Genomic DNA, 12,905 nt, shown 5'->3' on the forward strand with positions numbered 1-12,905 from the left:
AATTATTATGATTTATTATTGATTTTTTCTTTTTCATCACTTATTATAAAACGTAATCATTACGATTTAAAGGAGAGAGAGAATTTCATGAAAAAAGTACCTATCACTGTATTAAGTGGGTTTTTAGGAGCCGGAAAAACTACCTTACTACATCATATTTTGACTAATAAGAACAACTTAAAAGTAGCTGTTATCGTTAATGATATGAGCGAAATAAACATTGATGCCTCCCTTATAAAAAAAGGTGGTTTTTCACGTACGGAGGAAAAACTAGTAGAAATTCAAAATGGCTGTATTTGTTGTACACTACGAGAAGATTTAATAATAGAAGTGAATCGTCTTGTTGAAAACGGAGATATTGACTATATTGTAATTGAATCTTCTGGTATAAGTGAGCCTATTCCAGTTGCTCAAACGTTTACTTATACAGATGAAGTTCTTAACATTGATTTAACAACAAATTGTCGCCTCGACACGATGGTTACCGTTGTAGATGCAAATAGATTTTGGGATGATTTTGCAGATAGAGAAAGTTTATTAGATCGAAAACAAGCAATCGATGAAAATGATACTCGGGAAGTTATTGATTTATTAATAGATCAAATTGAGTTTGCAAATGTAATTATCCTTAATAAGATAGACCTACTAGAAAAAGAAGATGTGATAGAACTTCATTATTTACTAAAGAGACTAAACCCTAGTGCAAAAATTATTGAATCTTCATTTAGCAACGTACCACTGCAAGAAATTTTAAATACAAATTTATTCAATTATGAGGAAGCCAGTCAATCGGCTGGCTGGATACAGGAATTAAACAGTGAACATCATACACCCGAAACGGAAGAATACGGTATCAATTCCTTTGTGTACCGTCGTAAATACCCTTTCCATCCTGAACGTCTTATGAATTGGTTAGAAAAATGGCCTGTTGATGTTGTAAGAGCGAAAGGCTTTTTCTGGCTTGCATCTCGAAATAATATGATAGGACTTCTATCTCAAGCAGGTTCCTCTATTACAATTCAAGGAGCTGGTGAATGGATAGCAGCATTACCTGAAACTGAAAGAAATCAAATGATTGCAGAAGAACCGGAAGTATTAAAAAACTGGGATGAACAATATGGAGATCGAATAACTGAGCTCGTATTTATCGGAATTGACATGAATTGTTCTTTAATTGAACAATCATTAGATAGTTGTCTACTAACAGAGAAAGAAATGAAACAAGATTGGGATATATTTATTGATCCTATTCCAACTTTTACTTACAGTTCATAATAAACAACAAGAAGGCTTCCTTAAAATGGAGCCTTCTTCACTTTGTCGTACTCTTATTTAGCAGATTCGCTTTAATAATAAAAACAATTGTCCCTAAAACAACTAATATAGTATATACGATCGCAACCACATCACCTATTTTTTCTAGGCCAAACGGTAATATGATTGTGGAAACTCCGACTATATAAGAAAACACCCCTGAAAGCTTCGCTAATTTATTTTTATCTCCAACAAACGTTTCTTCCTGATAACCTGCCAACAAAAACAATCGCTTTTTCACCTGTATTTGATATCCTAAAAAGATAATAAGTAATCCAACAAATAAACAAACCAAAAATCCCGCTTGCATACCATCCCCCCTTTACAATATTTTACTACACACAAAAAAGTTTTTAATAAGAAATTTCAGTTTATTAATACTCCATTTCGTGATATATTGCATATTGTATCCAATATCTATTTTCAGAAAGGCGGATTTTAAATCATATGAATCCCAATCGATTAAAAGGAATTATAATGGTCATAATCGGTGCTTGTTTATGGGGCTTGTCCGGAACAGCTGCACAACAACTTTTTCAATATGACAATGTTTCTACTGAATGGTTAGTTACAATTCGATTGCTTATATCCGGCGTTATCTTGCTCATTATTTCATCATTCGGAACGAGAAAAAAAGAAATATTCGGCATATGGAAACAAAGATCGGATGCTTATAAAATGATATTGTTTGGCCTATTCGGTATGCTTGCTGTACAGTACACATATTTTGCTTCTATTAAAGAAGGAAATGCCGCCGTCGCAACATTATTACAATATTTAGCTCCTATATTCATCACTGTATACTTACTTTTTAAATGGAACGTTCGTCCATCAAAAATTGATTTCATTTCAATTACCCTTTCATTAGTAGGCACTTTTCTTTTATTAACAAACGGGTCTGTTCATAACTTGGCTGTTTCTACACCAGCTATTATTTGGGGCATTTTATCTGGATTATCTCTTGCTTTTTATAGTTTATATTCAAAGGAATTGTTAGAAAAATGGTCTTCCTCTGTTATCGTTGGATGGGGCATGATTATTGGGGGTATTGGTGTAACGATTCTACACTTTATTTCTACAAACGAATTCATTTTATTATCGACTATGAAATATGTAAAACTAAGTACCCTACCACTCATCACATTTGTCTTCATTTTCGGAACACTTATTGCCTTTTATTTATACTTAGACAGCATACGATACCTGACTCCGAAAGAAACAACATTATTCGGTTGCACAGAACCACTCGCAGCTATTATTTCTTCTGTACTTATATTGCACGTGCCATTTCAATCTTTTCAGTTATTAGGCGCTTTTTGTGTCATTGTTATGGTACTCATCTTAAGCCAAAAACCGGATGAAGGAAAACAAAAATTAAAGCTTGTTAATGCCAAAAAGGAAACTATACAATGAAAGGATTGAATTCACTATGCCTGTCCCTCAAAATTATAAAAAACCAGGAAGAGTTTCGGCAAAATCACTCGTTTTAAATCAACTACAAGATTGGATTATTGAAGGTGTACTGCAACCTGATGAAAAAATCAATGATGGGGAATTGGCTGAAGCACTAGGAGTAAGCCGAACACCTGTAAGAGAAGCACTTCAAATATTAGAACTTTCTGGTTTAGTGGAAATGGTACCTGGACAAAAAACGAAAATTGCTCCTATTAAGTTAGACGACATATCTATCATTTATGAAACGATGGCTGGTCTTCACTCTATTATAGGAAAGCAAGCACTTCAAAACATTACAGACGTTGACATTAAACTACTTTCTGAAATAAATAATGATTTTCAGTGCTCTATAGAGAAAAAAAACTCAAAACAAGCTTTAGAATTAGATATACAATTTCACAATACAATTTCTTCTATTGCTAAAAACCAATATATTGAACCCTTTTTAGAAAATATGCAACTTCACGTTTTACGCCTTGAATATTTGTTTTTCCAAAACTTTGTTCCAGCAAGTCAATCTATTGAAGAACATTATTCTATTATTCAAGCATTGCAGAAGCAGGACGAAAAACAAATAGAACAAATGATGTCTCAAAACTGGCTCCGCCCAATGAAAGAAATACAAAGAATAATTTCTACAAAATAATAAAAGAGCTGGCTACACAAAATCGTAACCAGCTCACCTTTTACTAATCTATATAGCTACGCCTGAATATTTGCATAATCTTCCATATCTTCGTACTCTTTTTCCAATTCCTCTAAAGACAGCTCGTATAATTGTCGTTCGCGAATTTTAAACACACCTGCTCCAATTAACTCATCAATTAAATGCCTCTTACGATTTTCAACAGCAAAACGGAGTTGACTACTCATCTTTTAAAAAACTCCTTTCCACAATCATTGAAAATGATAATCTTTATCAATTATCATTTTTGATTATAAAAGATGACTCTTTATAAGTAAAGTAATTTCATGAAATATTTACCTTACAAAGTATTTGTGGCCACATTATATATATGTATGCCGTGCGAAAAATGTTATGACACTTTTTCTTATCCTTTTTCTTTCATACTTTGCAAGTTGTCTCACTATGATGAAATTCACCATCTATTTCTACTTGAATGGTGACATGTTCTACATGAAACTTCTCCTTTAATACATCCGTAGCCTCTTTTAATACATTTTGCGTTTCATTACCTTCAATAATTAAGTGGCAAGTTAATACTTGAAAATCCGATGTGACAGACCATATGTGCAAATCATGAACTTCTTTTACAACCGGAATATTTAATAATGTACTTTTTACCTCTTTAACATTTATATGCTGTGGTGCACCTTCCATTAATATATGAACCGTATCACGTGTGACACGCCATCCACTAATAATGACTAAAATAGACACAAGAATACTAGCAATCGCATCTGCAGCAGTCCATCCGAAAAATTTAATAAATAGCGCAGCAATAATCGCTCCAACTGATCCTAATAGATCGCCTAATACGTGTAAGAAAGCACTTCTTAAATTCAAATTACCTTTCACATCGCCGCCTCTCATTAATATCCAAGCTGATAAAATATTAATAAGCAGACCAAGTACAGCAATAATGAGCATTCCATTACTAGCAATCTCAACTGGTTCTTTAAAACGGCGAATTGCTTCAATAAAAATGTATACTGAAATGACAATAAGAACGACACCGTTGCATAATGCCGCTAACATTTCGACTCGCTTATATCCATATGTTTTCGCAATTGTTGCTGTTTTTTCTCCGAGCTTAAACGCCAGTAAACTTAAAGCTAAAGATACTGCATCACTTAGCATATGCCCCGCGTCAGATAGTAGTGCTAAGCTATTTGTTACAAATCCCCCAATAACTTCAGCAATCATAAAACTTGTTGTTAGTAAGAATGCAAGTAGTAACGCCTTTTTATTTTTTGAATGACCATGATCATGTGAATGTCCCATACAAATGCTCCTTTAAGTGCAATATCTGTACATTAGTATGAAACAAACTCCCCGTCTTTATCCCGTATTAACTGCCCGTAAACGCCCGCTTCCTCTGTATACACACTTCGCTACTTTTTAAATAAGTCCTTTTTCTCAACAAAAAATAAGACTACTTCTTTTTCAACTTCATATTGTTTACTAATGAAAGAATTTTTAAGGAGGTTACGAAAATGAAACGTTTATTTCTCTGTATGGAGCGTGAACTTGTTGTAGTGAAAGAACAATATGGTAACTATGAAACAGCGTATCACTTACAAAATATGCAACCTACCTGTATCGCTGTTGATCCATTTCAAAAGAATCGTATATATTGCGGTACATTTGGACGAGGCCTCTGGTTAAGTGATGATAGTGGAGATTCGTGGAGACCGATTGGAGATTCTTATCGTTACTTTGATTTTCCAAAAGAAGATGGTATTTTACATTCTTCGATCACTTCCATTACGATAAGCCCTAATGAACAAGTTAACGGATATGGCGTTGTTTATGTTGGCACAGAACCGAGCGCTTTATTCCGCTCTGAAAATGGTGGTGAAACGTGGACGGAACTTAAAAATATGAAATCATTATTATCTTCTTATACGTGGGCTTTCCCGCCTAGACCTTTTACTCATCACGTACGCTGGATTACAGTTGATCCAAACAATCCAAATACAATTCATGTTTCAATTGAAGCTGGTGCTGTTATTCAAAGTAACGATAAAGGACATACATGGATTGATAAAAAATTCGGTGCTCCTATCGATGCTCATCAATTACTCATGCACCCTGAAGCCCCAAATCGCCTTTATGCATCATGTGGTGATGGGTTTATGGGTGGACCTGATCGCGCATACCTTGAAAGTTATAACAGCGGAAACAACTGGATTTCATGTAGTGACGGACTGGAGCATCATTATTTATATAGCATGGCTATCGATCCAGCTGATTGCGATACAATTCTCGTTTCTGCTGCACCGAGTGCCGATCTTGCTCATCACCGTATTCCTTATGAATCTTATATTTATCGTAAAACGAAAGATACTCCGTTCCAGCAAGTACAGCAAGGACTACCATCAGCAATCGGTACAGTCATTTCGATGCTTGCGACAAACGAAGCAGAACCACATACATTTTACACTTTAAATAACAATGGCGTGTTTCAATCCACTACTAGCGGCGAATCGTGGGAACAACTAAACATTCCGTGGAAAGATGAGTATAAAACGCAGCATCCGCATGCGTTGCTCGTTACTAGTTCTTAACGAAAAAAAGACTGCCTAATGGTTTTAGGCAGTCTCTCTTTTATTTCTTTAAATCAATAACGATATCATCTAATATAATATCTTTCTTTTTCGCTTCTTTATTCGGCACTTCAATTTTCTTCTCTTTTCCATTCACATACTCCACTCCACCATGATTTTCAGGTGTATGCACTCGCAAATTCACATGAGGTGTAACGATAAGCTTTGTTGCATTTTCGTTCAACTTTTGGAATGTGGAACTCCAACTACTTTTATGTGGCTCTGCTACTGTACTAGTTCCACCATTTCCTTCACCTGCATATTTATTTCCTAAATCATCTTTTATTTCTAATTCCACATCAGCGCTATCCCATATACTTCGTAACGCCTTAGATTCTTCCTGATTAAAAAAAACGATAAATGACATCGGGGTTACTTCCATTTTGTCTATATTTACTTTTATTCCTTCTTTTTCAGAAATTCCTTGAAGCTTAATTTCTTTACTATCCATTCCCTTAACAGTAAGGGCAAAATTCCAATTCCCTTTTATAGATTTCTTTTCCTCATACATATTTATTGCCTCTATATCCCACCAAACATTTGCAACATCTAACCTTTCACTACGATGACCACTCATCGTAGTCATACCTACATATTTTCCCTCTCCAACTTTTGTCACGTCCGAACTACCTCCTCCACCATTAAAGCCCATCACTTGCGGACTTCCAAATGGGAACGGTTTCTCTCCTAAATCTTTATCACTCTCAATAGAATATGTGATTGTGATTGTTCTACCATCGAACACAGCATCATTAATTGTAACCTTAACCCCATTACTCTCTCTCGTCATATTCAATTCAGTCGAAAACTCTTTATAATTTTCATATAACCCTGTTCTACCATTATCTAAAAATCGGAATATGTCCCCTACTATTGGTAATCCTCCAGCGTATGTAGGAAATCCGATGCCAAGCATGGCAACCGATACGCCGACTAAAATAGATGCAGCAGCGACACCCTTTTTCCAACTTTTCATCTTTTTCTTCGTACGTATCGATTGTTTTAAGTTACGCTTCACTTTTTCTTTTTCAATTTCAGAAGTCTCAATTTCCTTAAGTTCTTTTTCATCTATATCAATATCATTTAATAGTTCATAAATGTCTTTCATATTGCACTACCTCCAAAACTAATATTCGTAGCATTTTGTTGTAGTTTCTTTTTCCCCCGGTACACACGATTATCGATCGCTGCCCTAGTTAACCCTAACTTGTCTCCTATTTCCTCTGTCTTCATACCGAATAAATATTTCATAATGAACACTTTTTGATCTAGCGGTTCTAATTGATTAATAAGCTTCAATAATTCTTCTCTATCTTCCATAACGATTAATTCGTCTTCCGCTGATTTCTCCGTACTGATATGAAACTCATCCGAGATAATTTCTACTTTTTTAGTCGCTTTCCGGTAATAATCAATTGCTTTAAACTTCGCAATTGCCGCAATCCATTTTTTAAAATCACTCGGCTCTCCATGAAACTTATTTGCATTATTCCAAATGGATAGGAAAATATCATTTACACATTCCTCTATCAATCCATCATTTTGAACTGGAAAAAGAACTTTGTGCGTGATTCCCTTTATGAGTGGTAAATATGTATCGACAACAAATTCTAGCGCATCTTCTTTTTGCCGCTTTAATCTTTTTATATAATTTTTCTCATTTGATTTCATGTAGCGATTCCCCTTATTTTTTTGTAAAAGCTTTTACACCCTATATAACGTCTAAAAAAATATTTTCTCTCATCTTTTTATTATTTTTTGTATGTAATGGAATACTTTCCCTTAGCCATTGTCTCACATAACTATGCGTTTAAAGAAAATTTTCTCAAGTCTGCAATTTGATTCATGTAGTACACTATTTATATAGTCATTCTTTAACTTAGTGTACATTTTATTTCGTTAACCTACTATTTAAAATTAGGAGATGAGATGTGTATGTGTGGAATTACAGGTTGGGTAAATTGGAATAAGGATCTTTCTAATGAACATGTTATTTTAGAAAAGATGGCAAATAGTATTCAGCATCGTGGTCCTGATGCTGAAGGCTTTTGGTTTTCACCTCGTGCGGCCTTTGCACACCGGCGTTTAATTGTAATTGATCCAGAAGGCGGAACACAGCCGAAGACATTTCGTACTGGTGATTATACGTATGCTCTTACTTATAATGGGGAAATTTATAATTTCCGTGAGCTGAGGGAACAACTTCAAAAATGTGGTCATACATTTGAAACGCATTCAGATACAGAAGTGTTACTACATGCTTATTTAGAATGGAAAGAAGACTGCGTACAACATTTAAACGGCATTTTCGCTTTCGCCTTATGGGATGATCAGAAGCAACAACTGTTTTTAGCTCGTGATCATTTAGGCGTAAAACCACTCTTTTATACAGAAAGAAATGACAGTATTATTTTCGGCTCTGAAATAAAAGCATTATTAGCTCATCCATCTGTCCCTGCTGAAATTGATGCGAATGGCATAAATGAAATATTTGGATTAGGCTTATTTCGAACTCCAGGATGTGGCGTCTTTAAACATATTCAGGAAGTGCGTGCCGGACATTCTATAACATTTACACGTGATAAAAAAGTGGTTCAAAAGTATTGGAATTTAGAAAGTAAGATCCATACAGATTCTATAGAAGATACATCATCACATATTTTATCTATTTTACAAGATACAGTAAAAAGACAATTAATTGCCGACGTCCCTCTCGTTTGCATGTTATCAGGAGGATTAGATTCTAGCGGTATTACTGCACTAGCGGGGAAAGAATTTGCTGCTGAAAATAAAACACTTCATACGTATTCCGTTGACTTCGTAAATAGCGCAAAAGATTTCGAGCTGACATTTGCTCGCACTGGTTTAGACGCTCCTTGGGTAAAACGCGTTTCTGAACATGTAGGGACATCTCATCATGATATTATTGTGAATGCTGAAGAATTAGCAAAACACTTATTCGTTCCCCTTCGTGCAAAAGATTTACCGAGCGCTGGTGAAATGGAAACTTCACTATATTTACTATTTTGCGAAATGAAAAAAGATGCGACCGTAGCTTTATCCGGCGAATCTGCTGATGAAGTATTCGGTGGATACCCTTGGTTTCATCAAGAAGAATTACTATATGTAGATAAGTTTCCTTGGCTAACAAATTGGAAGAATACATCTCCTCTTCTACTAAATGAAGTAAGTAACCAATGTAATCTAGAAAACTATATTGATACACGATTCCAAGAAGCGATACTTGAAGTACCTACTCTTGAAGGCGAAAGTAAAAAATCCGCGAAACAACGTCAAATGTTTTATTTATTTTTAACGAGATTTCTCCCATTCTTACTTGACCGTAAAGACCGTATGAGTATGGCTGTAGGATTTGAAGTTCGTGTACCATTTTGCGATTATAGATTAGTTGAATATTTATGGAACGTTCCTTTCAACATAAAAAGCATTGATAATATTGAAAAAGGCATTTTACGTAGAGCACTGAAACCTGCTTTACCTGACGATGTACGCAATAGAAGAAAAAGTGCGTATCCAACTTCACAAGACCCATATTATTTACAAACAATCCGTCATTTATCACTCGACATGTGCAGTAATAAAAACAATCCTATTTTCTCACTTATTAATCATTCCACATTACTTGCCATTGCCGATCAGAGTAATAAAGAAATTAACAATTTCGAAGCAAGAAGTGCTATGGAATATATGCTTCAAGTAAATGAATGGTTAAAAACGTATCACATCCATATCGCTTAACAAAAAGGAGTTCAAGGACAAAAAACTTGAACTCCTTTTTATATTAATTAGCACATTGTTTATTTTCAGTGTCAATGGACCATCCAATAATTGTGGCGCAATCTCTACCTTTCCACTGCAGTACATTTGTTAATACTGGTTCAATCTGCAAGCAACTTCCGTCGTGCAATATTTCTATTAAAGATTGCTCATCATCAAACCTTCGTTTATCACACTCTAAAATACCGTCCGTTGCCATTACAATGTGATTCATTCCTTTTTCTAATCCTCTTACACCTGACGTAAAGCAAGGTGTATTTGCTGCAAAAATATTTTTCCTACCAATATATTCGTAATTCTTTCGTTTATTTAATCGCCCTTTTCCATTTTTCGTTTTCTCAGAATGAAATAAATAAGCGAAGCAATCACCAACTGATAGCCAATATAAAAATTCACCTTTTCGTAAACATATTAAACATGCAAGTTCCTCATCCTCTTGATCACATTTTTCAATAAACAACTCATCTGTAAATAACGCTAATAAGTACATATGTGTATGATGAAAAGCTAAATGTATCGGGTAGGAAAATAACTCTTTTAGTTTCTCTTTTCTTTCTGAAATTGCTTCTATTATATAATCTATATTTTTTGTTTTGTGGTGTGTATCAAAAATCATAACAAATTCAAATTGTAATTCAGGATCCCACCAAGCAAGCACCGCATCTCCTCGTTCAAATGCATCACTCTCTTGATTCCCCCCATATACGCCGACTGAAAGAGGACCACATTTTTCAACATGTATTTCATCTACATACATCTGTTCATGACTCATCCATTTGAATGTATTCACAGCTATCATCCTCTCTCTTGCTAAATGTATACCTTTACACATAGATTACCTTATATTTCAATAAAAATAAACTTTTTCAATATTTTTTATCCAAATAAAAGGATTTTACTTCTAAGTTAACGAATATATCTTATTATACGATATAAAAACAGGGGGATATATTATTATGAAAGACATCAATGAACATTGGGAAAGCATTTATTATCACTTACGATATGAGTATGAAGACAACCTTTCCCACCAAGCTATTCGTATTTTACAAATCGTTTCTCGTGAGAAAGATATAACAATTGGAAAAGTTGCTACTGAGCTTAGTCTCTCTCATAACACAGCGTCTGAGCATGTAAAGCGCCTTATTCAAAAAGGATTTATCATAAAAGAAAGAAACAAACAAGATGAACGAGTGGTGAACCTTACATTAACGAAAGAAGGAATTGAAGTATTAGAAAAGCATACTTTACTAGATAAAGAAAAGATAAAAATATTAGAATCTCAGTTATCAAAAGAAGAACAACAATTAATAGAAAAAGCCTTTTCGTTATTAGCGAAGGAGGCAAAGTATGCATTTCCTCGTTAAAGTAATTGTTTCGGCACTTATTATCGGCGTTATTACTGAAGTCGCTAAACATTTTAGTACGATAGGCGGCTTTATTGCTGCCCTCCCTCTCGTAAGTTTACTAAGCCTATTTTGGATTTCTTTCGAAGGTGGGAACAAACAAGAATTGAGCCAATTTGCTATAGGCGTATTATATGGATTTCCTGCATCCGCACTACTATTATTTATCGTCTATATTGGTTTAAAAAACTCGTTTTCACTTAGTACATCTGTCCTATTCGGTATAGGTGTTTGGTGCATTGTTTTTGCTTGTCAAAAATTATTTCAAGCTTAGGTGGGGATTATTATTCGTAAAATTGTAGAGGTATTAGGAAAAAATATAGAAGTAAATATAAAAGGAAGTAGTAAACAAACTGTAGTCATTCAAACCGGAATGAGTTGCTCGTTTTATGATTGGCTTCCTATTATAGAAAAGCTTTCACAACATTTTACAGTCGTTTCATACCATCGCCCAGGTTACGGAAGAAGTCAATTAGGGAATTATTCGCGTACTACAAGACAAGTGACAAAAGAGCTACATATGTTACTACAGAAATTAGCTATTCACGAGCCTATCATTCTCATTGGTCATTCCTATGGAGGCTTATGTGCACAACATTTTGCGATGTTACATGAAGATAAGTTGCAAGCACTTATTTTAGTTGATTCTACTTCTATGAACTTACACCGATTAGATGAACTTCATTTACCAATTTCTGATCAGACTGATTCTGATGATATGTGGCTGCAAAAATATAATACATACTCCCAAATGGATGTAGACATGCTTTATAATGAACTAAAACCAATGCTAGCCGATCAATCAAGACAGCAAATTGAATTTTCTACCTCTCCTTCATTATATAAAGCGACAGCTTCTGAACTATCGGAGTGGAAAAACTGTGCTCTTTCACTAAAAGAGCTATATAAAACATTAGACATACCATTAATCGTTATCGGTAGAGATCCTCAATATTCTATTACTCAGTTGATCGAGGGCGGCATGCCGCAAGAAGAAGCCACACAACTTGAATCAACGTGGCAAGAGCTAATTCACGAACAATTAAAACTCTCGATGAATAGCCAATATATACTTGCTGAACACGCTGGTCACGGAATAGAAAATAATCGACCAGATATTATCATTGAAGCCGTTCACTCCCTAAAAATAAAAAAAGGAAGCAACTAAAGCTGCTTCCTTACTTATCTATTCATAATCTTCTTCATCATCGATTTCTTCGTAATACGAATTCCCATTACTTACATATATAGGGCCATTCGCAACATCAATACGTAATACCCATGCCCATGGCACAGCTAAACGCTTATGTATTGCTCGCCAAAAGCTCATTGATTTTCTTTCGTACTCCTGGAACTCCTGAAGTAACTCTTTGTAGGAGGAACCGTCTAACTGAATATTTGCTTCTAACAAACGAGAATGGGCATAGTACTGCAGCTCTAGTTCAGCAGCAATTTCCATTTCTTCTTCCGTTGCCATACCAATAATTGTTCCATCTGCTGGTGCAATTTCATATACGTTGTGAACTTCAATAAGCCCTTCTTTCTCTTTCTCAAACATGTAAACAGCCTCCTTTAACATATATTTTTTATGTTACAAAGTCATACTTCTACAATAACATCTCTCTTTCCTCTTTTTTTGAT

Annotated in this window: 15 protein-coding genes; 8 read left to right on the plus strand and 7 right to left on the minus strand. The window is 34.8% G+C overall.

Annotated features, from left to right (window positions below; all coding sequences use genetic code 11):
• Window positions 1-87 precede the first annotated feature (87 nt).
• The gene (locus V7S50_RS03475; RefSeq protein ID WP_242251329.1) at window positions 88-1,275 is read left to right on the plus strand and encodes a GTP-binding protein; all 1,188 of its coding nucleotides are present in this window, start codon (window positions 88-90) and stop codon (window positions 1,273-1,275) included.
• A 37-nt stretch (window positions 1,276-1,312) separates the two neighbouring features.
• Here the strand turns inward: V7S50_RS03475 and V7S50_RS03480 are convergent, their stop codons facing one another.
• Entirely contained in the window at window positions 1,313-1,624 is a 312-nt protein-coding gene (locus V7S50_RS03480; protein WP_063224032.1) for a DUF3784 domain-containing protein, read from the minus strand.
• 137 nt (window positions 1,625-1,761) lie between these two features.
• Between V7S50_RS03480 and V7S50_RS03485 the strand changes: the two genes are divergently transcribed.
• Complete coding sequence (locus V7S50_RS03485) at window positions 1,762-2,727, plus strand: DMT family transporter (protein ID WP_242251325.1); 966 nt, start codon at window positions 1,762-1,764, stop codon at window positions 2,725-2,727.
• Window positions 2,728-2,743: 16 nt separating this feature from the next.
• Window positions 2,744-3,415, plus strand: a complete 672-nt coding sequence (locus tag V7S50_RS03490) for a GntR family transcriptional regulator (RefSeq protein ID WP_242251913.1) — start codon at window positions 2,744-2,746, stop codon at window positions 3,413-3,415.
• A 56-nt stretch (window positions 3,416-3,471) separates the two neighbouring features.
• Here V7S50_RS03490 and fbpA read toward each other — a convergent pair whose 3' ends face one another.
• Together fbpA and V7S50_RS03500 are read right to left on the minus strand one after the other, a co-directional pair.
• Entirely contained in the window at window positions 3,472-3,642 is a 171-nt protein-coding gene (fbpA, locus tag V7S50_RS03495; protein WP_242251324.1) for a Fur-regulated basic protein FbpA, read from the minus strand.
• 193 nt (window positions 3,643-3,835) lie between these two features.
• Window positions 3,836-4,735, minus strand: coding sequence for a cation diffusion facilitator family transporter (locus V7S50_RS03500; RefSeq protein ID WP_242251323.1), 900 nt, complete (start codon window positions 4,733-4,735; stop codon window positions 3,836-3,838).
• Window positions 4,736-4,947: 212 nt separating this feature from the next.
• On the opposite strand from V7S50_RS03500, the gene V7S50_RS03505 reads away from it, so the two are divergent.
• Window positions 4,948-6,021, plus strand: a complete 1,074-nt coding sequence (locus V7S50_RS03505; RefSeq protein ID WP_242251322.1) for a glycosyl hydrolase — start codon at window positions 4,948-4,950, stop codon at window positions 6,019-6,021.
• Window positions 6,022-6,061: 40 nt separating this feature from the next.
• Here V7S50_RS03505 and V7S50_RS03510 read toward each other — a convergent pair whose 3' ends face one another.
• Both V7S50_RS03510 and V7S50_RS03515 read right to left on the minus strand, forming a co-directional pair.
• Window positions 6,062-7,168 carry a DUF4179 domain-containing protein gene (locus V7S50_RS03510; protein WP_242251321.1) on the minus strand — a complete coding sequence of 369 codons (1,107 nt, stop codon included), beginning with the start codon at window positions 7,166-7,168 and terminating at the stop codon, window positions 6,062-6,064.
• On the minus strand, window positions 7,165-7,731 hold the full coding sequence (locus V7S50_RS03515; RefSeq protein WP_242251320.1) for a sigma-70 family RNA polymerase sigma factor: 567 nt from the start codon (window positions 7,729-7,731) through the stop codon (window positions 7,165-7,167). The genes V7S50_RS03510 and V7S50_RS03515 overlap by 4 nt, the downstream gene beginning before the upstream one ends.
• Window positions 7,732-7,995: 264 nt before the next feature.
• On the opposite strand from V7S50_RS03515, the gene asnB reads away from it, so the two are divergent.
• A complete protein-coding gene (asnB, locus tag V7S50_RS03520) occupies window positions 7,996-9,819 on the plus strand; it encodes an asparagine synthase (glutamine-hydrolyzing) (protein WP_242251319.1) in 1,824 nt (607 codons plus the stop codon).
• Window positions 9,820-9,862: 43 nt separating this feature from the next.
• Here asnB and V7S50_RS03525 read toward each other — a convergent pair whose 3' ends face one another.
• Window positions 9,863-10,690, minus strand: coding sequence for a protein phosphatase 2C domain-containing protein (locus V7S50_RS03525; RefSeq protein WP_063224040.1), 828 nt, complete (start codon window positions 10,688-10,690; stop codon window positions 9,863-9,865).
• 124 nt (window positions 10,691-10,814) lie between these two features.
• On the opposite strand from V7S50_RS03525, the gene V7S50_RS03530 reads away from it, so the two are divergent.
• The 3 genes from V7S50_RS03530 to V7S50_RS03540 are packed head-to-tail and all read left to right on the plus strand — an operon-like array spanning window position 10,815 to window position 12,432.
• Window positions 10,815-11,225: a MarR family winged helix-turn-helix transcriptional regulator gene (locus tag V7S50_RS03530; protein WP_063224041.1), complete on the plus strand. Its 411-nt coding sequence runs from the start codon at window positions 10,815-10,817 to the stop codon at window positions 11,223-11,225.
• Window positions 11,209-11,538: a DUF3147 family protein gene (locus V7S50_RS03535; protein ID WP_242251318.1), complete on the plus strand. Its 330-nt coding sequence runs from the start codon at window positions 11,209-11,211 to the stop codon at window positions 11,536-11,538. Before V7S50_RS03530 ends, V7S50_RS03535 begins: the two co-directional genes overlap by 17 nt.
• A gap of 57 nt (window positions 11,539-11,595) precedes the next feature.
• Window positions 11,596-12,432: an alpha/beta fold hydrolase gene (locus V7S50_RS03540; RefSeq protein ID WP_242251912.1), complete on the plus strand. Its 837-nt coding sequence runs from the start codon at window positions 11,596-11,598 to the stop codon at window positions 12,430-12,432.
• A gap of 18 nt (window positions 12,433-12,450) precedes the next feature.
• Here V7S50_RS03540 and V7S50_RS03545 read toward each other — a convergent pair whose 3' ends face one another.
• Window positions 12,451-12,822: a hypothetical protein gene (locus V7S50_RS03545; RefSeq protein ID WP_000461767.1), complete on the minus strand. Its 372-nt coding sequence runs from the start codon at window positions 12,820-12,822 to the stop codon at window positions 12,451-12,453.
• Between the last annotated feature and the right edge of the window lie 83 nt (window positions 12,823-12,905).

This window comes from Bacillus sp. CCNWLW194, from assembly GCF_037120585.1.
Classification (GTDB): Bacteria; Bacillota; Bacilli; order Bacillales; family Bacillaceae_G; genus Bacillus_A; species Bacillus_A basilensis.

What these genes read in the sequence shown, in the direction of transcription:
- fbpA (WP_242251324.1), bottom strand. Translation starts at nt 3,642, where the DNA reads ATGAGTAGTCAACTCCGTTTTGCTGTTGAAAATCGTAAGAGGCATTTA.
- V7S50_RS03485 (WP_242251325.1), top strand. Translation starts at nt 1,762, where the DNA reads ATGAATCCCAATCGATTAAAAGGAATTATAATGGTCATAATCGGTGCT.
- V7S50_RS03480 (WP_063224032.1), bottom strand. Translation starts at nt 1,624, where the DNA reads ATGCAAGCGGGATTTTTGGTTTGTTTATTTGTTGGATTACTTATTATC.
- V7S50_RS03525 (WP_063224040.1), bottom strand. Translation starts at nt 10,690, where the DNA reads ATGTGTAAAGGTATACATTTAGCAAGAGAGAGGATGATAGCTGTGAAT.
- V7S50_RS03545 (WP_000461767.1), bottom strand. Translation starts at nt 12,822, where the DNA reads ATGTTTGAGAAAGAGAAAGAAGGGCTTATTGAAGTTCACAACGTATAT.
- V7S50_RS03500 (WP_242251323.1), bottom strand. Translation starts at nt 4,735, where the DNA reads ATGGGACATTCACATGATCATGGTCATTCAAAAAATAAAAAGGCGTTA.
- asnB (WP_242251319.1), top strand. Translation starts at nt 7,996, where the DNA reads ATGTGTGGAATTACAGGTTGGGTAAATTGGAATAAGGATCTTTCTAAT.
- V7S50_RS03530 (WP_063224041.1), top strand. Translation starts at nt 10,815, where the DNA reads ATGAAAGACATCAATGAACATTGGGAAAGCATTTATTATCACTTACGA.
- V7S50_RS03505 (WP_242251322.1), top strand. Translation starts at nt 4,948, where the DNA reads ATGAAACGTTTATTTCTCTGTATGGAGCGTGAACTTGTTGTAGTGAAA.
- V7S50_RS03475 (WP_242251329.1), top strand. Translation starts at nt 88, where the DNA reads ATGAAAAAAGTACCTATCACTGTATTAAGTGGGTTTTTAGGAGCCGGA.
- V7S50_RS03535 (WP_242251318.1), top strand. Translation starts at nt 11,209, where the DNA reads ATGCATTTCCTCGTTAAAGTAATTGTTTCGGCACTTATTATCGGCGTT.
- V7S50_RS03515 (WP_242251320.1), bottom strand. Translation starts at nt 7,731, where the DNA reads ATGAAATCAAATGAGAAAAATTATATAAAAAGATTAAAGCGGCAAAAA.
- V7S50_RS03510 (WP_242251321.1), bottom strand. Translation starts at nt 7,168, where the DNA reads ATGAAAGACATTTATGAACTATTAAATGATATTGATATAGATGAAAAA.
- V7S50_RS03490 (WP_242251913.1), top strand. Translation starts at nt 2,744, where the DNA reads ATGCCTGTCCCTCAAAATTATAAAAAACCAGGAAGAGTTTCGGCAAAA.